Origin of the sequence: Microbacterium hydrocarbonoxydans (assembly GCF_000956475.1) — a bacterium.
GTDB classification, from domain to species: Bacteria; Actinomycetota; Actinomycetes; order Actinomycetales; family Microbacteriaceae; genus Microbacterium; species Microbacterium hydrocarbonoxydans_A.
The window spans coordinates 1,007,234-1,031,324 of the sequence record NZ_JYJB01000010.1 but is presented as its reverse complement, the minus strand read 5'-3'; the positions used below and the strand labels follow the sequence as shown (position 1 = coordinate 1,031,324).

Below are 24,091 nucleotides of genomic sequence, written 5' to 3'. Positions count from 1 at the left end.
TCGGACGGATCCGTGGAGAATCCGCCCGGTTTCACTGCCTGTGCAGGAAGAGTGGACGCCGCATCTCCTGAGCGGCGTCCCGCTCGCTCAGACGGGCTTGGCGTCGCCGCCTGCGTCGCCTGCCGGGTCGTCCCCGTCCTCATCGCCTGTGAGGGTGCCGGCATCCGGAGTGTCATCCGGTGAGGCGTCCCCGCTGTCCGAGAAGTCCTCTCCGTCGAGCAGCCGCGCGAGCGCCTCGTCCATCTCATCGGCGACGGGCTGTTCGCCGCGCGCCACGGCCTGCAGCCGCGCGATCAGGGCGGTCGGGTCGTCGATATCGGATGCCTGCGGCATGAGGTCGGGGTAGTCCCACAGCGAATCGCGCGCGGCGATGCCGACGGCATCCGTCACCGCCTGCCACATCGCCGACGCCTCCCGAAGCCGTCGAGGGCGCAGCTTCAGGCCGACCAGTGCACCGAGAGCGTCCTCAGCCGGTCCGCCCACCGCCCGGCGGCGGCGCGCCGCCTCGGCGATCCTCACACTCTCCGGCAGGCGGGAGGTCGCCTGCGCGGTCACGACGTCGACCCAGCCGTCGATCGTCGCGACGAGGTTCTCCAGCCGGTCGAGCGCCTCGCGCTGCGCCTCGGTCTGCACGGGCAGCAGCGCTCCGCCCTCGATCGCGGCCCGCAGCTCCTCGGGATTGTTGGGGTCGAGCCGGCTCGCGACGTCTTCGAGGGCGTCGACGTCGACCGTGACCCCGCGGGCGAAGTCGGTGATCTGCGACATCACGTGCAGGTGCAGCCACTTCGCGTGGCGGTAGAGCCGGGCGTAGGCGAGCTCCCTGGTCGCGAGGTAGAGCGCGATCTGATCCTCGGGGATCTCCAGCCCCTCGCCGAAGGCGGTGAGGTTCTGCGGGATGACCGCTGCCGTGCCCGCGGGGAGAACGGGAATGCCCACATCCCCGCCCGAGACGACCTCGAGGGAGAGGTTGCCGAGCACCTGACCGAACTGCGCGGCGAACACGGAGCCGCCCAGACCCCGCATGAGCTTGCCCGCGCCCTGCACGAGTCCGCGCATCTCCTCAGGCACCTGCGTGTCGAGAGCGCTCGTCAGAGCATCGGCGATGCTCGTGGAGACCGGATCGGCGATCTCCTTCCACACCGGGAGGGTCGCCTCCACCCACTCTCCGCGCGTCATGGGCTGGGGAGCGTCGGCGAGCTCCGAGATCGTCGTCGCCTCGCCGAGCCACAGGTTCGCAAGCGCGAACGAGTCGACAAGAGAGGTGCGCGACCCGTCGGCGATTCCCTGGCCGTCGCGATTCGCGATGTGCAGGGCCTGGCGAAGCGCGTTCTCCCACGCATCTCCGCCGAAAGCGCCCTGCAGCTGGGCCATGATGGTCTGCATCATGGCCGGGTCGAACTGGATGCCCTCCATGCCGCCCAGCATCTCGCGCAGCTGTTCGGGGTCGATGTCACCACCGCCCTGCCCGGACATCATCCGTCGCAGGAACTCCTGGAAGTCCTCGGGTGTGGGGTCGTTGTCTGACATGTCGCTCGCCTCTCAGCACGCCTATAGCCGTGGGATCTACGGTAGTCACAGAGACAGGCCCGCGACCCGGTTCGCTGTACGCCGCTCGCGAACGACGGAGGAATGCTGTGGATCGAACCCGGTCTGTGAAGCTCGGACTGGGCGTCTGGTCGCTGATCATCGCGCTGATCGCGCTGGTCGTGCTGACCTTCCTGCCGACGCCGTACGTGATCCAGCGGCCGGGACCGGTGTACAACACGCTCGGCACGGCCGCCGACAAGGACGGCGAGCAGGTCCCGCTGATCGCGGTCGACGGCGCCGAGACCTACGAGACGGCCGGCTCTCTCGATCTCACCACCGTGCAGGTCGTCGGCAACAGGCAGCGCACCCCCAGCTGGTTCGAGCTCGCCCTGGCGTGGACGGATTCGTCGAAGGCGGTCGTACCGCTCGACTCCGTGTTCCCCGAGGGCGTCACCACCGAAGAGCGCGACGCGCAGAACGCGACGCTCATGGTGGACTCGCAGCACGAGGCCACAGCGGCGGCGCTGAGTGAGCTGGGCTACGACACCGGCGCGCAGGTGGCGGTCGTCGAGGCGGTCGAGGGCACCCCGGCCGACGGGGTGCTCGAGACGGATGACGTCATCACCGCGATCGACGGGACGGCGGTCGACTCCGCCACGCAGCTCCGCGAGAAGATCCAGGATGCCGAGGGCTCGGCCGTCGAGCTGACGGTGCTGCGCGGCGGCGAGGAGAAGACGGTCGAGATCACGCCGGAGGAGCGCACCGCCGAGGGCAAGACCACCTGGGTCGTCGGCGTGACGCTGCGCACCGACTACGACTTCCCGATCGACGTGACGATCCAGCTGGACAACGTAGGGGGCCCCAGCGCCGGCATGATGTTCGCGCTCGGCATCATCGACACGCTCACTCCCGGCGAGCTCAACGGCGGAAAGGACGTCGCGGGGACCGGCACGATCGCGGCAGACGGCACGGTCGGCCCGATCGGCGGCATCCGGCAGAAGCTCTACGGCGCGAGGGATGCCGGGGCCGACTACTTCCTGGCCCCCGAATCCAACTGCGACGATGTCGTAGGCCACATCCCCGCCGGACTCACGGTCATCAGCACCTCGACCCTCGAGGAATCCGTGCACGCCCTCGAGGTGATCGCCGACGGGGGAGACGTCAGCGCTCTTCCGACCTGCGGTTAGAGTGCGGCCCGCGATGGGTAGGCCGTGATCTCGCTGTGACCGGACCGGGAGCCGCCCCATAGTTAGGCATGCCTAGGATGGGACCGTGACCTCGACCTCATCACCGAATCCGGCCGCGCCTCGAACTTCGCGGAGGATCGTCGGCGTCTCGCTGGTGATCCTGGCAGCGCTGATCGCGGCATTCTTCGTCTTCGCATCGCTGTACACCGAGTTCCTCTGGTTCGACCAGCTCGGCTTCACGAACGTGCTCACGACGCAGTGGTTCGCCACCGCGCTGATGTTCGCGCTCGGCTTCCTGGGCATGGCGGCGCCTCTCTTCGTCGTGATCCAGCTCGCGTATCGTCTGAGGCCCGTGTACGTCAGGCTCAGCTCGCAGCTCGACCGCTATCAGGAGGTCATCGAGCCCCTGCGCCGCCTGGCCATGTGGGGGATGCCTGTGTTCTTCGGCCTCTTCGCCGGCTTCTCCGCGGCGAGCCAGTGGAAGACCGTGTGGCTCTGGGCGAACGGCGTTGCGACCGACTCGGTCGACCCGCAGTTCGGTCTCGACACCGGCTTCTACATGTTCGCGATGCCGTTCTACTCGATCCTTCTCGCATTCGTCTCGGCTGTGCTGCTGCTGTGCCTGCTGGTCACGGTCCTCGTGTCGTACCTGTACGGGTCGGTGCGCATCGGTCAGGGCGAGCTGCGCATCTCGAAGCCCGCGCGCATCCAGCTCGCCGTGATCGCCGGCCTCTATCTCCTCGTGCAGGCGGCGAGCCTGTGGCTCGACCGCTACAAGACCCTCGTCGCGCCGGAGGACCGCATCACCGGTGCCGCATACACCGGAGTGAACGCGACGATCCCTGGGCTCGCGATCGTCGCCGTGATCGCGGCCGTCGTGGCCGTGCTCTTCTTCGTCACCGCCGTGATCGGCCGCTGGCGCTTCCCTCTTGCCGGCACCGCGCTTCTGATCGTGGCGTCGCTCGTGGTCGGGGTCGGCTATCCGTGGATCGTCACGACCTTCCAGGTGAAGCCGAACCAGAACGCGTATCAGGCGGAGTTCTACCAGCGGAACATCGACGGCACGAAGGAGGCCTACGGCGTCGCAGATGTCGAGGTGACTCCCTTCACCGCCAAGACCGATGCCGAAGCCGGCCAGCTGCGTGAAGACGCCGACACCACGGCATCCATCCGCATCATCGATCCGAAGATCGTCAACGACGTCATCCGTCAGCAGGATCAGGCCCGCGACTATTACCAGTTCCCCCAGACGCTCGACGTCGACCGCTATCAGGTCGACGGGGTCGCTCAGGACACGGTGGTCGCCGTCCGCGATCTCGACATGGCGAACCTCGGCGACAGCGACACCTGGAACAACCGTGTCGCGGTCTACACGCACGGCTACGGACTGCTCGCGATGGCCGGCAACCAGCGCACGGCCTCGGGCGAGCCGGTGTTCCTCGAGCGCGGCATGCCCACCTCGGGAGACCTCACGGACTCGGAGAAGTACGAGCCTCGGATCTACTTCGGTGAGAACTCTCCGGAGTACTCGATCGTCGGCGCGCCCAAGGGCACCGACCCGGTCGAGATCGACTATCCGCGTGGTGCGGAGGGCGACGCCAACACGACCACCACGTTCGACGGCGACGGTGGACCGGCGATCGGCGACACCTTCACCAAGCTGCTGTACGCGCTGAAGTTCCAGTCGGAGCAGATCCTGTTCTCGAACCTGGTCAACGACAAGTCGCAGATCCTGTACGACCGCGACCCGAAGACCCGCGTGCAGAAGGTCGCGCCGTACCTCGAGCTCGACAGCGACCCGTATCCCAGCGTCGTCGACGGCCGGATCGTGTGGATCGTCGACGGATACACCACGAGCGATTCGTACCCGTATTCGAAGAGCGTCAGCCTGTCTGAGGCGATCGCCGATTCGAGCACGCCGACCCCGACGCTCGCGATCGACGAGATCAACTACATCCGCAACTCGGTCAAGGCCACGGTCGATGCCTACGACGGTCATGTCACGCTCTACGCGTGGGACGAGACCGACCCCGTGCTGAAGACCTGGCAGAAGGTGTACCCGTCGACGCTGAAGCCGATCAGCGAGATGTCCGGCGACCTGATGAGCCACGTGCGCTACCCGACCGACCTGTTCAAGGTGCAGCGCGACATCCTCGGGATCTACCACATCGACGATTCCGGCTCCTTCGCTCAGCTCGACAACCGCTGGCAGACGCCGAAGGACCCGCGCAGCAAGGAGATGCTCCAGCCGCCGTACTACCTGAGCATGAAGATGCCAGGGCAAGATTCGCCGCGGTTCTCGATGTTCTCGACATTCATCCCCGCATCCTCGGGGTCCGGGGGCTCGCGAGACGTCCTCATGGGATATCTGGCGGTGGACTCGGATGCCGGCGGCGAGGACGGCAAACGCTCCGACGGCTACGGCACGCTGCGATTGCTCGAGATCACAGACGATACGACCGTTCCAGGCCCCGGTCAGGTGCAGAACACCTTCGACTCCGACCCCGTCGTGGCGGAGAAGCTGAACGTGCTGACGATCGGAAAGTCGGAGGTGGCGTACGGCAACCTGCTGACACTGCCGGTCGGAGGCGGACTGCTGTACGTGCAGCCGGTGTACGTGCAGTCGGCCGACAACACGCAGGTGCCGAAGCTGCGGAAGGTGCTGGTCGCCTTCGGTGGCAACGTGGCCTTCGAGGACACTCTCACTGCAGCGCTCGACGCGCTGTTCGGAGGTGAGGCGGGAGCTGCCGGAGGCGACGGCGAGGTCGAGCCGACGAACCCGGACGAAGGCGGTACGACTCCGCCAGACGACGGCACGACGCCTCCGCCGTCGGATGCCGAGGCCGATGCGCTCGCCGCGGCCGCTCAGGCTCTCTCCGACCGCGATGCCGCACTGAAGGCGGGCGACCTGGCGGCGTTCGCCGAGGCCGACAAGAGGCTCACCGAGGCAGTCGAGACGCTCATCGCGCTGGACGACGCCGCGGGGGAGTGATTCCCGGAACGATGAATGGGCGCCCCCGGAAGGGGGCGCCCATTCGCGTACCGGCCCTCGATTCGCGCCCGCCGAGATCGCGTGTTAGGCTATTGATGTGCCGCGGGGTGGAGCAGTTCGGTAGCTCGCCGGGCTCATAACCCGGAGGTCGCAGGTTCAAATCCTGTCCCCGCAACAAGAAGAAGAGGCTCGATCCGCAAGGATCGGGCCTCTTCTGCGTATGCGCCGGCCGACCGATCCGTTCCTCGGCTCAGAGGCGGCGGATGCTGGGAGGATAGGCACATGCCTGAGAACGCCGCCGTCCCCGTCGCCGTCTGTCAGTTCGCTCCTACATCCTCGCGAGAGGCGAATCTCGAGCGGATCGCAGAGCTGACGGCGGATGCTGCGTCGCGCGGCGCGCGCCTGATCGTGTTCCCGGAGTACTCCAGCTACTTCGTCGACCCGCTGGATGCCTCGCTCGCCGCGAACGCAGAAGGGCTGGACGGCGAGTTCGTCTCGACCCTGAGCGCATTGGCCGCCGAGCACGCCGTGGTCATCGTCGCGGGGCTCGTGGAGCGCGCATCGGATGCCGGGCACGTGCGCAACGCGGTCGTCGCCGTGCGAGGAGACGGCGTCCTCGCGGTGTATCGCAAGCAGCACCTCTACGACGCGTTCGGGCAGACGGAGTCCGATTGGATCGAGGCGGGGGAGACGGGTGAGGCGGCGACCTTCGAGGTGGCCGGCATCCGCTTCGGACTGATGACCTGCTATGACCTGCGCTTCCCCGAGGTCGGGCGCACGCTCGCCGACGCCGGCGTGGACGTGATCGTGGTGCCCGCCGAGTGGGTGCGCGGGCCGTTGAAGGAGCACCACTGGACGACGCTGCTCGCCGCGCGCGCGATCGAGAACACCGCGTATGTCGTCGCGGCCGACCACCCCGCTCCGATCGGAGTGGGACACTCGCAGATCATCGACCCGCAGGGGGTCGTCCTCGCGGGCGTCGGGGTGGTCGAGGGCATCGCGATCGGCGTGATCGAGCGAGCCGCGATCGCGCGTGTGCGCGAGGCGAATCCCGCCCTGCGACTTCGCCGCTACCGTGTGATCCCCGCCTGAGCCGCGACCCCGCTCCGGGTCGCGTTTCGTCTCGGTCGCTGCGCTCCCTCGCTCAACGACCGGGGTAGGCGTGTTCGTTCGTTGAGCGAGCGCAGCGAGACGAAACGCATGTGCCCGACCGGTTGCTCCCTCGCTCAACGCCCGGCGTGCGCCAATCGAGCCGCCGCTTCCTCGAGCACCTCGACGCGCTTGCAGGCAGCGAAGCGCACGAGGCCCGCGTAGCGCTGGCGATGCGCGGGAGAGACGAAGGCGCTCAGCGGGATCGCGACGACGCCCGATCGCTCCGGCAGCGCACGGCAGAAGGCCGCGGCATCCGCTCCGCCCAGCGCAGTCGCGTCGGCGACCGTGAAATACCCGCCCTGAGGTGCATGCACGGCGAATCCTGCCGCGCGCAGCCCCTCGCCGAGGATCTCGTGCTTGCGGGCGAGCAGCGCGGCGGCATCCGTGAAGTACGACTCGCGCAGGCGCAGGCCGACCGCCACGGCCGGCTGGAACGGCGCTCCGTTCACGTAGGTGAGGTACTGCTTGACCGTCAGCACTGCCGTGATGAGATCAGCAGGGCCATGCACCCAGCCGATCTTCCAGCCGGTCGCCGAGAAGGTCTTCCCTGCGGACGAGATCGTGAGGGTCCGCTCGGCGGCGCCGGGCAAGGTCGCGATCGGCGTGTGCGGCGCGTGGAACGACAGGTGCTCGTACACCTCGTCGGTGACGATGATCGCATCCTGCAGATGCGCCAGCCGCACCACCTCGGTGAGGACATCCGTCGAGAACACCGCACCCGTCGGGTTATGCGGATCGTTCACGAGGATGATGCGGGTGCGCTCGGAGACGGATGCGGCGAGCTCGTCCAGGTCGGGCTGAAAGCCGGGTGCGCGCAGCGGCACCGTCACGAGCGTCGCTCCAGCGAGTGCCACGGCCGCGGCGTAGGAGTCGTAATACGGCTCGAACACGACGACCTCATCGTCGGGGCCGTCGATGAGAGCGAGAAGGGTCGCCGTGAGCGCTTCGGTCGCACCGGCGGTGACGATCACCTCGCTCGCCGGGTCGACGTCGAGACCGTAGAAGCGCAGCTGGTGCTCGGCGATCGCGGACAGGAGATCCGGCGTGCCGCGGCCAGGCGGGTACTGGTTCACGCCCGCCGCGATGGCCTCACGGGCGGCATCGAGGACCTCGACGGGTCCGTCCTCGTCAGGGAATCCCTGGCCGAGGTTGATGGCGCCCGTTCTCACCGCCAGCGCAGACATCTCTGCGAAGATGGTGGGCGCGACGCCACCATCGGATGCCAGCAGACCCGCGCCCGCTGCCGCGCGCTTCCATGCGCCGGGAATGACACTCATGAAGAACAGGCTAAGGCCATAGCGGAAACTCATCCTCGGCATAAGAAACGCACAGACACGAGCGGCACTCTGAAGGGGCGTTGCTGAAGGAGCAGACACCATGAACGAAGACAACACCCAGGACAACCCGGCACAGCCGTCCAGAGACGTCGTGCCGTCCACCGATGTCGCACAGTTCGTCGACCGTTCGACGAGTGATGCGGCCCGACACGACCCAGGCATCCACGCTGCGGCGACCCCTCCGGCCGGCCACGAGGTGCCGTCCACGTTCACCTCGGCTCCGGCAGCCCCCTCGGCCCAGCCGGCACCGACCCAGCCGGCACCGGTCGGTCAGGCGCCGATCGTTCAGGCGCCTGCCGCACAGGGGCCTGGCGAACAGCAGGCCCCGGCATCCCCCGCGTTCGCCTCGCCGGGAGCTCCTGTCGGAGTGCATCCGTCCCCGGGCGTCCCGCACCCGTACAGCGCCCCGTCCCCGCAGGGAGCGGCGAGCGCACCGGGCGCCGCGTTCGGCATCCACAGCGCGCAGCCGACGCAACCCGTGGATCCGACCCAGCCCCTGGGCTTCGGCGCTCAGCCGACCGCGGACGGTGTCAAGACCAAGGAGCAGAAGCCCCGCGGCGTGAAGTTCGCGGCCATCGTGGTCGCAGCCGCACTCGTCGGCGGTGTCGCCGGCTTCGGCGGCGGCGCACTCGTGAGCAGCCTCGGCAGCACCCCGTCGACCGGCGTCGCCGAGGGACCGAAGACCGTCACGGTGAACAACCCCGGTTCCGTCAACGAGACGACCGCGGTCGCCACCACCGCGCTGCCCTCGGTCGTCACGATCGAGGTCGCCGGTACGGACCAGGCCGGCAGCGGCTCTGGCGTCATCATCGACAAGGACGGTTATGTGCTGACGAACACGCACGTCGTCACGCTCGGCGGTGCCGTCGCCGACCCGACGATCAAGGTCACGACCTCGGACGGGCGCATCTACGAGGCCACCGTCGTCGGCACCGACCCGATCTACGACCTCGCCGTCATCAAGCTCAAGGACGCGAAGGACCTCACGCCGATCACGTTCGCCAACTCCTCGAAGCTCAACGTGGGAGACACCGCGGTGGCGCTGGGCGCGCCTCTCGGGTTGTCGAACTCCGTCACGACGGGCATCGTGAGCGCTCTGAACCGCAGCATCCAGATCGCATCCTCCGCTCTGCCCGACTCGTCGAGCCAGGACGCGCCCGAGGAGCAGGCGCCCGAGGACAGCCAGGGCCAGGGGCCGTTCCAGTTCGATCTGCCAGGCAACTCCTCCGCATCGAACGCCGATTCGATCTCGATCGCCGTGATCCAGACCGACGCCGCGATCAACCACGGAAACTCCGGCGGCGCGCTCGTGAACAGCAAGGGCGAGCTGATCGGGATCAACGTGGCGATCGCGAGCTCCGGCAGCTCCGAGGAATCCGGGTCGATCGGCATCGGCTTCGCCATCCCGTCGAACATCGCCGAGCGCGTCTCGAAGGAGATCATCGCGGACGGTGCGGCCACGCACGGTCTGCTCGGCGCCTCTGTACGCGACGCGGCATCCGTCGAGGGCTCCGACCAGGCAGGTGCGTACATCGCCGAGGTCACCGACGGCGGCGCGGCCGCAGCCGCGGGTCTCAAGGCCGACGACATCGTCACCGCGTTCAACGGCGTGCCGATCACGAGCGCGAGCGACCTCACCGCTCAGGTGCGCGCGGCTGCCGCCGCAAGCGACGCGAAGGTCACCTACGTCCGCGGAGGCAAGGAGTACGAGATCGACGTCACCCTGGGCACGCTGTCGAAGTAGCCCGTCGGCAGGCTCAGGGAGCCAGGCTCGACGAGCCCCTCACAGAGAAGGACGCCACCCTCGCGATAGGCTCGCGGGGTGGCGTCCTTCTCTTTCGGCTCCGGCAATGCGGCCAAGCTGCTCCGGATCCCGCTGTACGTCGCAGGCCGTATCGGCACGATGATCGTTCCGCGCGGGCGGCGCTGGGTGTTCGGCTGCGGCGCCGGAATCGGCGATGGCGCGCTCGCGCTGCAGCGCCTGGCGCATGACGAGGGCCACGACACGGTCTGGCTGACGTCTTCCGAGCGCGAGGAGCGGGAGGCCGCGGCTCTCGGCATCCGCACGGTTCCCAAGAACGGCGTGCGCGGATGGTGGGCCACGGCCCGCGCCGGGGTGCTCGTCGTGACGCACGGATTCGGCGACGTGAACCGGTACGCGAACGGGGGAGCGTTCGTGGTGCAGCTCTGGCACGGCATCCCGCTCAAGCGCATCGGCCTCGACTCGCCCGCGACGACGCAGGTTCCTCACATGCCAGGGGCCGCGCTTCTCCGCAGGCTCATCCGCATCCTCTACCGCAACGCAGCGCAGCGCATCCGCGTGCTGCCTGCGGCGTCGCATCGCTCTCGCGGCCGGCTGGAATCGGCGTTCGGCCTCGGCGACGACCGCATCGTGGTCACGGGGGAGCCGCGTGTCGACGTGCTCTCGGCGGGACCGAGCGAGGAGCGCCGCGTCGCGGCATCCGCTCTGCTGGCCGGCGCCGTCGGCGCGCTGCCTGACGGCGCCCGCACGATTCTCTACGCGCCGACCTGGCGCGACGGAGCACCCGACCCCGCCGTGCCCTCGGCCTCGCAGTGGGTGCAGATCATCCGGGCGCTCGAGACGACGAACTCCGTGCTCCTCGTGCGCTCGCATCCGCTGGGCGAGGGCGGTTATGCCCCGCCTCTGCCGAGCAGGCGCGTGCGGATGCTGGGCAGCGGCGTGCTCGCGGACGTGACCCCCGCATTGCCGGCGATCGACGTGCTGATCACGGACTACTCCTCGCTGGCGTACGACGTCGGGCTCCTGTCGATGCCCGTGCTGTATCTCGCACCGGATGCGGTGGAGTACGCGAAGACTCGCGGCTTCTACGGCCGCTACGACGATGTCGCAGGTCGCGATGCGGCCGAGAGCTGGGAAGAGCTGCTGGCGCAGCTGGTGCCGCTGCTCGAGGACGACGGGGTGTTCACCGAGCGGGCCGCCCGTTCCGCTACGCTCAGCGCTCAGATGCATGCGTTCCGCGACGGCGGCAACACCCGGCGCGTGTACGACGTGATCCGTGCGCGGGGGATTCCCGCGCCGAAGGGAGCAGCATGACGACGGCCCGCATCGATGAGGCGGCCGAGGCGCTGATCATCTCCGGCACCGGCGCGCGTCCCACGGACGCTGCACTCACAGGTCCCCGCGCGCGAGTGGAAGGCCGCGTGACCGGGGGAGGCAAGACCTGGAAGGCGGCGTTCGCGCTGAAGGCGTCGCGGTGGGGAGGAGCCGAGCTCCCGCTCCCCGGAGGGGAGTACACGCTCAGCGTGACCGGCGCGGACCTCGGCGAGCTCGAGCTCGAGCCCACGCTGCTGCCAGGGCTGCGCATCGCGGTGAACGGCTCCACCGTCTCGATCGCGCCGCCGCTCGACCTCGTGTACGAGACGACCGAGGGCCAGTCCACGCTCGAGGAGCGCTATGTCGCGCAGACGGGCGGCACCGAGAACGCAGTGTTCTTCGAGAGCTTCTACGGGCGTACCGTCGGGTGCAACCCCCGCGCGATCGACCGTGCCCTCGCCGCCGCGGCGCCCGAGGTCGTGCGGTACTGGAGCGTGGTCGATATGTCGGTGGCCGTGCCCGAGGGCGCGATCGCCGTTGTCGAGCGCAGCCCTGAGTGGTGGCGTGCCCGCGCCGCAGCGCGTCTGCTCGTCGTGAACGACTGGCTGCGTCATCGCTTCTCGCGCAAGCCAGGGCAGAAGGTGCTGCAGACATGGCATGGCACGCCGTTGAAGCGGCTGGCCCTGCACAGGCCGGGGTTCGACCCGCGGCGCATGGCGGCCGTCGTGAAGGAATCCCGCCGGTGGGACGTGCTGCTCGCGCAGAACACCTACGCCGAGCGGATCCTCCGAAAGGCCTATGCGTTCTTCGGGCGCCCGATCTGGGTCGAGGGTTACCCCCGCAACGACGCGCTCGTGACGGGAGACGCGGCAGCGGTGCGCTCGGCACTGGGCATCGCAGAGGAGGAGCGCGTGCTTCTGTACGCGCCGACGTGGCGCGACGACCGCACCGAGATGGTCGATTTCGTCGATCCCGAGGAGCTCGCGCAGCGAGCGGATGCCGTCGTGCTCGTGCGCGGGCACACCCGCACGCTGGCCGCCGGTCGCGACAGGGTCGGTGCCCGCGTCATCGACGTGACCGGCTTCCCGGAGACGTCACAGCTCCTGCTCGCGGCCGATGCGCTGATCACCGACTACTCCTCGGTCATGTTCGATTTCAGCGTGACAGGGAAGCCGATGTTCTTCCTGGTCCCCGACCTCGAGCACTATCGGGGACAGCTGCGCGGGTTCTATTTCGATCTCGAGTCCCGCGCTCCCGGCCCGCTCGTGCACACGCAGGAGGAGCTGGTCGAGGCGCTCGCCGACCCCGGACGTGCCGACGCGTACTCCGAGAAGTACGCGGCTTGGAGAGCGCAGTTCAACCGTCGTGACGACGGTCTGGCAGCCGAACGAGTCGTCGCGCGGATCCTCGACCAGGGATTCGTGACCCGCTGAGCCCCTTCGGCGACCGCTGAGCGCGTGCCTTGGTTCGCTGGCCGACCGGGGCGCTGGCCGCCCCGCTGGGTCACTGGCCGCCGCACCTGGATCGCCGGCCGCCGTACCCTGGCTCGCTGGCCGCCGCACCCTGGCTCGCTGAGCCCGTCGAAGCGCTACGGCAGCGGTGTGTTCCTGGTGCCGAGGCGCGAGGCGTCGACCGTGTCGTGCGCGCCGCTGAGCACGCCGCCGATGAACCCGACCCCCCAGGACAGGTGCATGGTCGGCAGCACGATCAGCGTCCACAGCCGCTGACGGAGGCTGCCGCCGCCGGGTGCGAGCGCGACGGCGAGGTCGAGCAGCACGTATGCGGCGACCGGCAGGTAGACCACCGAGGCGATGAGCGACGGGACGCCGCTGAGCACGCCGGTCGCCTGCAGCCCGCCGACCACGATCGCGAGAGCCAGCAGCAGGACCAGCGCCGGCGGGGCGAAATAGCGGATGCCGTTACGTCGCCCGTATCGACGGACCAGCTCGCCGCGCCAGGCTCCGGTGGCGCGGAACTGCCTGGCCAGCCGCACCCAGCTCTCGCGCGGCCAGTAGGTCACCGACAGCTGCGGATCGAACCACACGCGGTGCCCTGCTCGGCGGATGCGCAGGTTCAGCTCCCAGTCCTCGCCCCGGCGGATGGTGTCGTCGAAGAGGCCGACCTCGTCGAGCACGCTGCGGCGCATCACTCCGAGGTAGGCCGACTCCGCCTCACCCTCGGTCGCGCCGCCGTGATATGCGCCGCCGCCGAGCCCGATGGGGGAGTTGTAGAGGCGCGCCACAGCCTTCTGAAACGGGGTGCGCCCTTCGGCGCGCATGACGCCCCCGACGTTGGCGGAGCCCGTGCGCTCGAGCGTGTCGAGGGCGCGGGCGGCGTACCCGGGCGAGAGCTCGGAGTGGGCGTCGACCCTGATGATCGTGGGGTAGCGGCTGGCGCGGATCGCCGCGTTGAGCCCGATCGGGATGTGCGCCGCAGGATTGTCGACGAGACGGATGCGGTCGTCGCTGGCTGCGAGCCGCTGCGCAAGCTCTGAGGTGCCGTCGGTCGAGGGGCCGAGCGCGAGCACGAGCTCGACCGGGACGTCGAGCTGCTGACGCAGGACCGATGCGACGGCGTGCTCGAGGTAGGCGTTCTCGTTCAGCACAGGCATGACGAAGGACACCCCGTCGATGGGCGCGGCGGATCCGTTGTCAGACACACGTCGATCATGTCACGCCGCCTCGGACGTTCGCTGACCGGCGATACTCCGGCTAACGGAACCATCTCGTTTGGCCCGTAACACCGCCCGCAACCCCGTCCCCGGCATACCGAATGGATACCCTGGACGGATGGGTGCAGTCCGCGACGCGAAGAAGGCCTACCGTCTGCTGAAGAAGGCGCTCAGATCCCGCAGCGCTGTGCAGCGGGTTCGCCGCCGCCTGGGCGATGGCGAGCAGCATCCGTCAGGGCACTACAAGATCGCGGTGTACTTCGCCGACGGCGCAGTGAACATGTATCAGATGCGCCAGTGGTACCGCCCGCTCGCCGAGCTCGCGAAGAGATGGCCGGTCGTCGTGCTGTCGCGCAGCGCCACCGGCGCCGAGAAGCTGCTCGACGAAGATGCCCCGCCTGTCGCCTTCGTGCCGACCGTACGAGACCTCGAGCGCTTCATCGCGGATCAGGACATCCGCATCGTCCTGTACGTGAACCAGAACACCCGCAACTTCCAGATGTTCCGGTACGGCCGTCGCTGGCACGTGTTCATCAATCACGGCGAGTCCGACAAGATGTACATGACCACGAACCAGTACAAGGCGTACGACTACTCGTTCATCGCAGGTCAGGCCGCGCGCGACCGGCTCACGCGCACGCTGTGGGACTTCGACATCAACCGTCGCACGTTCGAGATCGGGCGTCCGCAGGCTGATCACTACTCCGGCGCGCTGCCGTACACGCCCGATGAGCGCACCGTGGTGCTCTACGCGCCGACCTGGGAAGGCGACCGGCCCAGTGCGCACTACGGCTCGATCGCGACTCACGGCGAGGCTCTCGTCGGCGCCCTGCTCGCTACGGGTCGGCATCGGGTCATCTACCGCCCGCACCCGCGCAGCGGTGTGATCGATCACGAGTACGGGGCCGCGCATCGGCGGATCATCGCCGCGATCTCGGCCGCGAACGCCGCGGACGCTGCGGCCCAGCACGTCTACGACGATGGACCCGAGCTCGGCTGGCAGCTCGCCGCGGCGGATGTCGCCGTGGTCGACATCTCGGCCATGGTCTATGACCGGCTCGCAGTCGGCAAGCCGCTCATGATCACGCGACCCGTCGACGAGCGCGCGAGCGTCGACACGAACGGCTACCTGTCGGACTGCGAATGGCTCACGGCCGAGGCCGCACACGACATCGTGGCCGAGGTGGAGCGCGTCGGTGCGGACGAGGCGGCCATCGCCCGCCTGCGCATGTGGGTGCAGCATTACTTCGGCGACACGACTCCCGGCGTCGCGACCGCGAAGTTCCATGCCGCCGTCGAGCAGCTGATGCAGAAGTGGGACGCCTGGCAGGCCCACGAGATGGGCGCCGTGCGCCCGGATGAGGATGACGACGACGAAGAGGCCGACGAGGATGACTGAGGCGGGCGAGCTTCCATCGGCGGCCCAGGTGGCCGCACGTCTCGAGGCGCTGCCGGAGGCAGGGTCGACCAACGCCGAGCTGCGATCCCACTTGCCGGACGCCGGGTGGCCGCACCTGTCCGTCATCATCACGGACAACCAGACTGCAGGTCGGGGGCGCCTCGACCGCTCCTGGGTGGCGCCCGCAGGCACGGCGCTCGCGATCTCCGTGCTGCTCCGGGAGCTGCCCGCTCCCGAGCTGCGCGGATGGATCCCTCTCGCCGCAGGGGTCGCGATGGCGGATGCTGTGGCCGCTCAGCTGCCCGATCGCGAGGTGTCGGTGAAGTGGCCGAACGACGTGCTCGTCGACGGACGCAAGATCTGCGGCATCCTCGCGGAGGCCACGGGCGACGCGGTGGTCCTGGGCGCCGGCGTGAACACCGCGATGCCGGCATCCGCTCTTCCTGTTCCGACGGCGACCTCGTTCGCGGCTCTGGGCATCGAGGCGGATGCCGATCGTCTGCTCGCCGACTACCTGCGCGTGCTCGACGGCCTCATCGCTGCGCTCGCCGCGTCGGATGATGCCATGCAGAGCGGGCTTCACGCGGCTGTGTCGCGCCGCTGCAGCACTCTCGGGCTCGCCGTTCGCGTGTCTCTGCCAGGGGAGCGGATGCTCGTCGGCTCCGCTCGGGCGCTCGACGCCGACGGCCGGCTTCTGGTGGACGCGGACGGCGTCGAGCACGCCGTGTCCGCGGGCGATGTCGTGCACGTCAGACCGACGCCGGTCTGACACGCCCGGATTTCAGGGCCGGTTGCGCGCTCGGGCGTGCACAATGGAGGGGTGACTCAGCCCGTGACGCTCGGTGGTCGGCCGACGATGCCGCCGCCTGGTGCGCCGACGGAAGAGCTCCTGATCGCGAAGTTCCGCGCTCATGCTCGCCGCCTGTTCTGGTCGGCGCTGGTGCTGATCGCGGTCTTCGGAGCGACCTCCTATCTCTACGACAACCTTCCTGCGCCCTTCGAGAACTGGATGCTGCTGTCGGCGGCTGCCGCGGCCGTGCTGCTGCTCGTGGTGGTGCCGTACATCGTCTGGTACTCGCGGACGACGACGGTGACCACGAGACGAGTGATCGTGAAGCAGGGGATCGGCTCTCGCAGCAGGCGGGAGATGTCGCATGCGCGCGGCTATACGATCGGCGTGCGCCGGGGCATCGTGCAGCGTCTGTGGGGCGTGGGGACGATCACCCTGACCAACGGGGTCGACGCGCCGCTGCGGCTCGCCAACGTGCCCAACGTCACGCTCGTGCATGAGACGCTCGCCGACCAGATCGAGGTCAGCCAGATCCTCGCACATCGCGACGCGCAGTCGACCGACGCCTTCTGAGCTCCTGACGGCGTGCCCCACCCGGTCGCTGAGCGAGCGAAGCGGACGAATCGTGTGGCGTGACGGGAACTGCGGTACGACGCCCCTCGGCCATGCGGAAGAATGGTCACGACGAATGGAGGCGGCACATGGCGCTGCGTGTAGGCGTGATCGGCGGAGGCCAGCTGGCCAGGATGATGATCGCTCCGGCGGTCGAACTCGGACTCGATCTGCGAGTGCTGGCGGAAGATGAGGGCATGTCGGCCCAGCTCGCCGCCACAGCCGTCGGCGACTACCGCGACCTCGAGGCCGTGCGAGCCTTCGTGAAGGACGTCGACGTCGTCACGTTCGACCATGAGCATGTGCCGCAGGACGTCCTGCGTGCTCTCGTCGATGAGGGAGTGGCCGTGCATCCCGGTCCTGACGCGCTGCAGTTCGCGCAGGACAAGCTCGTGATGCGCGCCCGTCTCGCGGGTCTCGGCGTGCCTCAGCCCGATTGGGCGGCGGTGCACGACGCGGCGGAATTGCAGGCCTTCCTCGACGACCATGACGGACGCGGTGTCGTGAAGACGCCCCGCGGCGGCTACGACGGCAAGGGCGTGCGCGTCGTGAGAGCCGCCACCGAGGCGCAGGACTGGTTCGACCAGCTTCCCGAGGGCGAGGCTCTTCTGGTCGAGGAGCTGGTCGCGTTCGTGCGCGAGCTCGCGCAGCAGGTGGCCCGACGGCCCAGCGGCGAGATCGTCGCGTACCCGGTGGTCGAGACCGTGCAGCGCGACGGCGTGTGCGCAGAGGTCATCGCGCCGGCGCCGGCCGCAGGCGAACGGCTCGCGCGGGTGGCCGAAGGCATCGGCCGGTCGATCGCTGAGGGACTCGGCGTGACGGGCATGCTCGCCGTCGAGCTGTTCGAAACGGATGATGAGCGGATCCTCGTGAACGAACTGGCGATGCGCCCGCACAACAGCGGTCACTGGAGCCAGGACGGCGCGGTGACCGGTCAGTTCGAACAGCATCTGCGCGCCGTGGCGGACCTGCCGCTGGGTGATGCCTCGCCGCGGGCCGCCTGGTCGGTGATGGTCAACATCCTCGGAGGTCCCACAGAGGGTGCGCTCGGCGATCGCTTCGCGGCGGCCATGGCCGAGCATCCGTCCGCCAAGATCCACACCTACGGCAAGGCGCCGCGCCCCGGCCGGAAGGTGGGCCATGTGAATGTGTCGGGTGACGACCTCGACGACGCTGTGTACGTCGCCCGGGCCGCCGCGGCGCACTTCCTCGACTGAGGCGGATGCCGAGGCGCGTGTACGCGCGTCACACTCGGCGGTGAGGCGTGCCGTTGGGGGGAACTTCCAGGGGCAGACCGTACCCTGTTGAAGTGACCGAGCCTCTGCACTCCTCTGCTTCCCCTCTCGTCGGCGTCGTGATGGGCTCCGACTCCGACTGGCGTGTGATGAGCGATGCCTCCCAGGCGCTCACCGAGTTCGGGATTCCGCACGAGGTCGAGGTCGTCTCGGCGCACCGCACACCCGACAAGCTCATGTCGTACGCGCGCGAGGCGCGCGGTCGCGGCATCCGCGTGATCATCGCGGGTGCCGGGGGAGCGGCGCACCTGCCGGGCATGCTCGCCTCGATGACCGCCCTGCCCGTCGTGGGGGTTCCTGTGCCCCTCGCCTACCTCGACGGCATGGACTCGCTGCTGTCGATCGTGCAGATGCCAGCCGGCATCCCGGTCGCCACCGTCTCCATCGGCGGCGCCAAGAACGCCGGCCTTCTCGCGGCCCGCATCATCGGGACGTCGGATGCCGAGCTCGCCGACCGTGTCGAGGCCTACGCGCGGGAGCTCGAGGCGCAGGTCGAGGCCAAGAACGAACGGCTGAAGGAGTCGCTGTGACTCTCGCCGCGCCGCGCCTGGCGGGGCGGCCCCTGATCGAGACCCGGCCGCTGAGGCATCCGGACACCGCGGATTCCGCGACCATGACCAAGCGCGGCTGGTGGCTCGTCGTCCTCAACGTGCTGCTGCCAGGCTCCGCCCAGGTTCTCGCGGGCAACCGGCGGCTGGGGCGTTTCGGACTCGGGGCGACGCTGACCGCGTGGTTCCTCGTGCTGGTCGCGATCGGGCTGGCGCTCTTCGCTCGCCCGACGCTGCTGTGGCTGACGGTGGGCGCCGGCTGGTTCTCGGGCGTGGTGCTCACGGTCGTGCAGGTGCTGCTCGTCGGGTACCTGATCCTGTGGATCGTGCTGACGTTCGACACGCTGCGGCTCGCTCGGCTCGTGAAGATCCCCGGGCTGTCGAAGTTCGCTCTGCCGGTGGTCGCTCTCGTGCTGCTCGGCCTGATCGGCTCCCTCGCAGGGGTGGCCGCCTCGTACGTCGGCACGGCGCGCAACACGATCTCGACGATCTTCGGCAGCAGCGGACCGAGCCTTCCCGCCAGCGACGGCTACTACAACATCCTGCTGCTCGGCGCCGACAGCGGCGAGGGCCGGGACTCCATGCGGTTCGACAGCATCTCTGTCGTGTCGGTGAATGCGTCGACGGGAGCGGTCACGATCACCGGCATCCCTCGCGACATGCCGAACTTCCCGTTCGCCGAAGACAGCCCGATGCGCGATCCCGAGCTCGTCGGGTTCGACTACCGCAATTACTTCGAGGGCCACAGCGACCCCGACTGCGGATGGGGCTCGGGCATCAACCAGCTCACCAACGCGGTGCAGGTGTGCCGGGAGGATGACGGCAAGAGCCTGTATCCGGATGCCGCGGCACACGGCTCGAACCCGGAGATCGAGGCGACGAAGGACGCTGCCGAGGGGATCCTCGGCATCGAGATCCCCTACTACGTCTTCCTCGACATGAAGGGCTTCGCCAACCTCATCGACGCTCTGGGCGGTGTCGACATCAACGTCACCGAGCGGCTGCCGATGGGCGGGCCGCCTCCCGGGTCGGGCGCACACGACGTCGATTCGTGGGCGATCGGCTGGATCGAACCAGGGCAGCAGCACATGAACGGCAACACCGCGCAGTGGTACGCGCGGTCGCGCTATACGACGAGCGACTGGGACCGCATGCTGCGTCAGCGCCAGCTGCAGCAGGCGATCCTCGCGCAGTTCACGCCGCAGACCGTGCTCACCCGGTTCAACGAGGTGGCCTCGGCCGGCACGGCGATCGTGCAGACCGACCTGCCGCAGGACAAGCTGCCCGAGTTCTTCGATCTGCTGACGAAGGCGAAGGACCAGCAGGTCACGACGATCGAGCTCACGCCCGACCACGGCGTGCCCGAGACGGACATCGACTTCTCCTTCGTGCACCAGTTGGTTCAGACCACGCTGCATCCGCCCACGGCGACGCCGACCCCGACGCCCTGACCCGGCGGTCCGGTCGAACTCCTGGTCGTTGAGCGAGCGAAGCGAGACGAAACGCAATGCACCCCGGTCGAAGTCTCGTGCGGTCACGCTGACCGGCGGACACGAAAAAGCCCACGGCCACCACCTGAGAGTGAAGGTGATGGTCGTGGGCCTCCGGTGCACGCACCGGACTCACCAGACGACGGTGATCGGAGGGGGAGGGATCACCGTCGCCCGGTCGACCCCGCAACGCGGGATCAGAATCAGGCGTTCTTGCGGCGAGTGATTCCCACTGCCACGAGAGCACCGCCGGCGACGAGAGCAGCTGCTCCGCCACCGAGGATCCACGGCGACACGCTGCCGCCTGTCAGCGCCAACTCCGTACCGGTGCCGGTGAGCGGAAGCTCGGAGCCGGCTGCGGCGACCGTCGGGTCGTGATCGCAGTTCGAGACCGAGTCGTGCCCGTGCGAGACCGTGACGGTCGCCGTGTACGAGCGTGAACCGCTGAACGCGATGGCGTACGCCCCGTTGCCGTCGGCCGGCGGACGGAAGGTCAGGACGAGACTGCCGTCGGCAGCCGCCGTGTTTCCAGATACCGCCGAATCGGCGGCGTTGAGTCCGGACACCGACACACCGACGTTCTCGGACGGGGTGAACCAGCCCGCGCCGAAGACGATGGTCGAAACCTCGCAGATGTCGATGATCGGGTCATCGACGCTCACACTCGGGGTTCCCGCGTAGGAGTCGGACGCGGCCGTGGTGGCCGTTGCGGCGCCGGCGGCGAGAGGCGCGGAAAGCACCAGAGCCCCGACTGTCAGGCTGATTGCAGCCAGCTTCTTCAGCATGTTTCTCCCCAGAAATACACGCGGAATCGCATCCGGACACACCCCTGCATCCGACTGCGTGGGCTCTCCTTGTCCCCACGACAAGGTTATAGAACCCAGATATTCCCCAGTGAAAGTGAGACTACATCATCGGGGGGCGAAAGTCACGGAGCGCAGTGAAGTTCCGTGCGCTCGATCTTCGGGTCGTTCACGAGCGGCGTGTGCGCGACCTCGGTGAGGCGCTTTCCGGCTCCGTTGCCCTGGAACTCGACGGTGATCGTCGTCGACTCCCCGGGAGCGAGCGTGACGTCGTGCTGCACGGCGAATCGGTCGCCCAGCATCGTCGTCTGCACAGCATCCGACTCGCCATCCCTGTCGATGTGCGACGCAGTCGCGCCCTCAGGCCCGTACACCGCGACCAGGGTGCGCACCGAGCCGGGCGGCACGCCATACCAGCCGGAGGCCGTGACGTAAGCCGGCAGCGAGGTCGCGGCATCCGCTGGCGCATTGTTCGTCCACGTCACCCGCACCTGCGTCGTCGGCTCGCCGTGACACGCGCCGATCGACACGGAGACCTCGGCGTCCATGTAGTAGTCCATCTTGGCGCCGGTGGCGTCGTTGAAGAGAGCGCCGACGTACGTCGCAGAAGGGGTGTCGGTGGGCAGTGCGCCGCTGAGCGTCGACTCCGCGATGATCTTCTGCTCATCCTCATGGGCGCTCCAGATGCGGATGCGGCCCTCCTCCGAGGACTCCGCGAGCGCTCTCACGAGCTTCTGCGGTTCGGCGCCCGACATGGCGGCTCCGAACAGCGCCGAGGCGGCCTGAGCGAACACCTCGTCCTGCAGAGCCGGATCCGGCACCGCGGCGTAGACGTCTGACAGGAGCAGCCCGACGACGTTCTTCTCATCGGCCGTGAAGGGGCCGAAGGTGAGAGGCCCTGTGGCCGCGAGCAGGTTCTTGGTCATGACCGCGTCGACCGCGACGACGCCGTCGATCGGCGTGCCGAAGCGGTTCTGCCAACGGGCCGCGACCAGCGGCGCGGCCTCGGTGAAGTCGGGGATGTTGGTGATGTTCTGCAGGTAGCGGCCTGGGCGGTCCTCGAACAGAGCGATCGTGGAGTCGCTGAGCGGAAGCGCCGTATCCAGCGCGGGGAAGTCGCGCACCGATCCCTGCTGGCTGAGCGTGACGTGCCCGTTCTCGGCGTGCAGCAGCGCGATCGCGCCGATGATTCCGCCCGAAGATCGCAGCTCTGCGTTGTTCTGCATCGCGATCACGTAGTTGCGGGGTTCTGTCGCACCGAGCATGCTCGGCAGCAGGGCGGATGCGCCGTGCAGCGAGCCGACCAGAGTGGTCGCCTGGGTGACGGTGGAGCGGAGTTCGCGGATCGCGTCGGCGAGCGGGGGGAGCGTCGCATCGGCGTCGATCTGTCGCGAGCGCGCCTCGGCGTCGCGCAGGGCCGACGCGGCGGTGGCGAGCGGCGGCTCGATGGTCGCGAACGGGGTCAGGTCGATCGTCCCGTTGGAGAAGCCGAGGCTGGAGAGATCGATGTCGCCTGCGGCGGCCAGCACGGGGCCGACGGCGTCCGACGAGACCTGATCGGCGATCGCGGCGACCTCGCTGACGGCCGTGAAGTTGGGCCCGAGCCAGGGGACCACCCCGTAGGCCTGCCAGATCGGATCCGACGTGAGGTCGTGAGCCGATTCTGCGTGATGCGAGATGCGCCTGGCCAGCGTCTCAGCCTTGTCGAGATCGCCGTCGCCGACCGCCGTCTTCATCTCGGAGGAGATCTTCGCGACCTCCTGCAGGTCGGTCACGGCGCCGATGCCTCTGACGGTCACCCAGCCGATGGACAGCACGAGGAATGTCAGAAGAGCGCCGATGGTCCAGCCGAGCCACCGGCGACGTACCGGAAGGCGCCCGTCGCTCATTCGAGCATTCAAGCACGAAGCGGGCGCGGCATGCTGAGAAAGAAGTGTTTTCCCGGCAAGGAATTCCGGGATGCTGAGCCTGTCGCCGGTTTGAGGGCCGTATGACCGCCTACTCTTGTGCTCATGGGTGCGCGTCTTCGTGTTGTTCTTGATCAGCTGACGCACGTCGTCGACGCGGACCAGGCCGGCGCGGCGATCGATCTCACGGCGGGTCTCGTCGACACAGCTCCCGCGGGGTGCGCTGTGGAAGCCATTGTGCCTGCCGGCTCATCCGCGACGCTCCCGGGTCTTGCCGATGTCCGCACGCTGGGCCTGGCGCGACGCGAACTGGCGGCGTCGTGGCAGCTCGGGATCGCACCGGGGGTCGGGGGAGGGCTCATCCACTCGGCCTCGCTCATGGCTCCGCTCGTGCGGCACGATCGAGTGCACGACAACGATCAGACGACCGTGACCCTGTGGGACCTTCGCGCATGGGAAGCGCCCGACGCTCTCCCGAAGACGACGGTCGCCTGGCAGCGCGGGATGCTGCGGCGTGCGGTCAAGCATGCGGATGCCGTGGTCGTGCCCTCGCACGCGTTCGCCGCTCGTCTCTCGGACGTGGCGAAGCTCGGCGAGCGCATCCGCGTGATTCCCGGGGCCGCTCCGCGCGGCTTCGTCGTGCCGCTGGACGCCGCCGCGCGGCGGGATTCCCTGTCGCTGCCCGGGCGCTTCCTGGTCCTCACCGGGTCGTCTTCGTCGCTGGAAGCGGGGTTCCGGGCGGCGATCGCCGCCGATGCGGATGCCGTGGTGCTCGATGCGCCGGAGGGCTCGGAACCCGGGATCGCCGAGATCGCGTCGGCCGCCGGCCTGCCCGAGTCTCGGGTGCATGTGCGGGAGAAGCTCACCGTTGAAGACCGTGCCGCGGTGTTCGCCGCCGCTTCCGCTCTCGTCGCCACGGACCCGGGGACATCGTGGCCCTGGAGGGTCGTAGAGGCGATGACCCTCGGCGTGCCGGTCGTAGCGGTGTCCAGCGGGGTGCACCGGGATGTGATCGCAGACGGGGGAGCGATCGTGTCGGTCGATGAGATTCCGGATGCCGTCGCGGATGCCGTCGGTTCGGGCGCTCGGAGGATGAGCGTTCTGGGAAGCGACCGTGCTCGGGCGTTCTCCTGGACGAGTTCGGCGGAGAGGGTGTGGGGGCTGCACGCGGACCTCTGAGCGTCCACGGCGTGGCTCGCCGAAACGTCGACTGCGTCCTCACCTCGGAGCAGCTCGTCCAGCGTGGGCAACCGGCCTCGAAGCCGAACCAGAGATCACGGGGGTGGGATCGCTGACGGCGTTCAC

Annotated in this window: 18 protein-coding genes and 1 tRNA gene; 14 read left to right on the top strand and 5 right to left on the bottom strand. The window is 68.7% G+C overall.

What is annotated here, in order from left to right; translation table 11 throughout:
- Positions 1–87: 87 nt before the first annotated feature.
- Positions 88–1,527 (bottom strand): zinc-dependent metalloprotease, encoded by a 1,440-nt coding sequence (locus tag RS84_RS17540; RefSeq protein WP_045259000.1) that lies wholly within the window; start codon positions 1,525–1,527, stop codon positions 88–90.
- A gap of 107 nt (positions 1,528–1,634) precedes the next feature.
- Here RS84_RS17540 and RS84_RS17535 point away from each other — a divergent pair, with 107 nt between their 5' ends.
- The 4 genes from RS84_RS17535 (at position 1,635) to RS84_RS17520 (ending at position 6,798) form a co-directional block, all read left to right on the top strand.
- Positions 1,635–2,714: a PDZ domain-containing protein gene (locus RS84_RS17535; RefSeq protein WP_045258999.1), complete on the top strand. Its 1,080-nt coding sequence runs from the start codon at positions 1,635–1,637 to the stop codon at positions 2,712–2,714.
- A gap of 85 nt (positions 2,715–2,799) precedes the next feature.
- Positions 2,800–5,706 carry a UPF0182 family protein gene (locus tag RS84_RS17530; RefSeq protein ID WP_045258998.1) on the top strand — a complete coding sequence of 969 codons (2,907 nt, stop codon included), beginning with the start codon at positions 2,800–2,802 and terminating at the stop codon, positions 5,704–5,706.
- 101 nt (positions 5,707–5,807) lie between these two features.
- Positions 5,808–5,881: transfer RNA gene (locus RS84_RS17525), tRNA-Met, on the top strand.
- 107 nt (positions 5,882–5,988) lie between these two features.
- A complete protein-coding gene (locus RS84_RS17520; protein ID WP_045258997.1) occupies positions 5,989–6,798 on the top strand; it encodes a carbon-nitrogen hydrolase family protein in 810 nt (269 codons plus the stop codon).
- A 134-nt stretch (positions 6,799–6,932) separates the two neighbouring features.
- On the opposite strand, the gene RS84_RS17515 is transcribed toward RS84_RS17520, so the two are convergent.
- Positions 6,933–8,135, bottom strand: a complete 1,203-nt coding sequence (locus tag RS84_RS17515; protein WP_045258996.1) for an aminotransferase class I/II-fold pyridoxal phosphate-dependent enzyme — start codon at positions 8,133–8,135, stop codon at positions 6,933–6,935.
- A gap of 100 nt (positions 8,136–8,235) precedes the next feature.
- Between RS84_RS17515 and RS84_RS17510 the strand changes: the two genes are divergently transcribed.
- From RS84_RS17510 to RS84_RS17500, 3 genes are all read left to right on the top strand, one after another.
- Positions 8,236–9,939, top strand: a complete 1,704-nt coding sequence (locus tag RS84_RS17510; protein ID WP_045258995.1) for a S1C family serine protease — start codon at positions 8,236–8,238, stop codon at positions 9,937–9,939.
- 78 nt (positions 9,940–10,017) lie between these two features.
- Entirely contained in the window at positions 10,018–11,271 is a 1,254-nt protein-coding gene (locus tag RS84_RS17505; protein ID WP_045258994.1) for a CDP-glycerol glycerophosphotransferase family protein, read from the top strand.
- Positions 11,268–12,704 carry a CDP-glycerol glycerophosphotransferase family protein gene (locus tag RS84_RS17500; protein ID WP_045258993.1) on the top strand — a complete coding sequence of 479 codons (1,437 nt, stop codon included), beginning with the start codon at positions 11,268–11,270 and terminating at the stop codon, positions 12,702–12,704. Before RS84_RS17505 ends, RS84_RS17500 begins: the two co-directional genes overlap by 4 nt.
- Positions 12,705–12,859: 155 nt before the next feature.
- On the opposite strand, the gene RS84_RS17495 is transcribed toward RS84_RS17500, so the two are convergent.
- Positions 12,860–13,882, bottom strand: coding sequence for a glycosyltransferase family 2 protein (locus RS84_RS17495; protein WP_045259309.1), 1,023 nt, complete (start codon positions 13,880–13,882; stop codon positions 12,860–12,862).
- Between the two features lie 178 nt (positions 13,883–14,060).
- Between RS84_RS17495 and RS84_RS17490 the strand changes: the two genes are divergently transcribed.
- The 6 genes from RS84_RS17490 to RS84_RS17465 all read left to right on the top strand — a co-directional run bounded on the left by RS84_RS17490 (position 14,061) and on the right by RS84_RS17465 (position 20,037).
- Complete coding sequence (locus RS84_RS17490) at positions 14,061–15,341, top strand: CDP-glycerol glycerophosphotransferase family protein (RefSeq protein ID WP_045258992.1); 1,281 nt, start codon at positions 14,061–14,063, stop codon at positions 15,339–15,341.
- Complete coding sequence (locus tag RS84_RS17485) at positions 15,334–16,110, top strand: biotin--[acetyl-CoA-carboxylase] ligase (RefSeq protein ID WP_045258991.1); 777 nt, start codon at positions 15,334–15,336, stop codon at positions 16,108–16,110. Before RS84_RS17490 ends, RS84_RS17485 begins: the two co-directional genes overlap by 8 nt.
- 51 nt (positions 16,111–16,161) lie before the next feature.
- Entirely contained in the window at positions 16,162–16,704 is a 543-nt protein-coding gene (locus RS84_RS17480; RefSeq protein ID WP_052676428.1) for a PH domain-containing protein, read from the top strand.
- A 128-nt stretch (positions 16,705–16,832) separates the two neighbouring features.
- Positions 16,833–17,960 carry a 5-(carboxyamino)imidazole ribonucleotide synthase gene (locus tag RS84_RS17475; RefSeq protein ID WP_045258990.1) on the top strand — a complete coding sequence of 376 codons (1,128 nt, stop codon included), beginning with the start codon at positions 16,833–16,835 and terminating at the stop codon, positions 17,958–17,960.
- Positions 17,961–18,100: 140 nt separating this feature from the next.
- On the top strand, positions 18,101–18,568 hold the full coding sequence (purE, locus tag RS84_RS17470; protein ID WP_045259307.1) for a 5-(carboxyamino)imidazole ribonucleotide mutase: 468 nt from the start codon (positions 18,101–18,103) through the stop codon (positions 18,566–18,568).
- A complete protein-coding gene (locus RS84_RS17465) occupies positions 18,565–20,037 on the top strand; it encodes an LCP family protein (RefSeq protein WP_045258989.1) in 1,473 nt (490 codons plus the stop codon). The genes purE and RS84_RS17465 overlap by 4 nt, the downstream gene beginning before the upstream one ends.
- 242 nt (positions 20,038–20,279) lie before the next feature.
- Here the strand turns inward: RS84_RS17465 and RS84_RS17460 are convergent, their stop codons facing one another.
- Both RS84_RS17460 and RS84_RS17455 read right to left on the bottom strand, forming a co-directional pair.
- On the bottom strand, positions 20,280–20,861 hold the full coding sequence (locus RS84_RS17460; RefSeq protein ID WP_045258988.1) for a hypothetical protein: 582 nt from the start codon (positions 20,859–20,861) through the stop codon (positions 20,280–20,282).
- A 143-nt stretch (positions 20,862–21,004) separates the two neighbouring features.
- Positions 21,005–22,768, bottom strand: a complete 1,764-nt coding sequence (locus RS84_RS17455) for a DUF4012 domain-containing protein (protein ID WP_052676427.1) — start codon at positions 22,766–22,768, stop codon at positions 21,005–21,007.
- Between the two features lie 123 nt (positions 22,769–22,891).
- On the opposite strand from RS84_RS17455, the gene RS84_RS17450 reads away from it, so the two are divergent.
- Entirely contained in the window at positions 22,892–23,965 is a 1,074-nt protein-coding gene (locus RS84_RS17450; RefSeq protein ID WP_045258986.1) for a glycosyltransferase, read from the top strand.
- Positions 23,966–24,091: the final 126 nt, after the last annotated feature.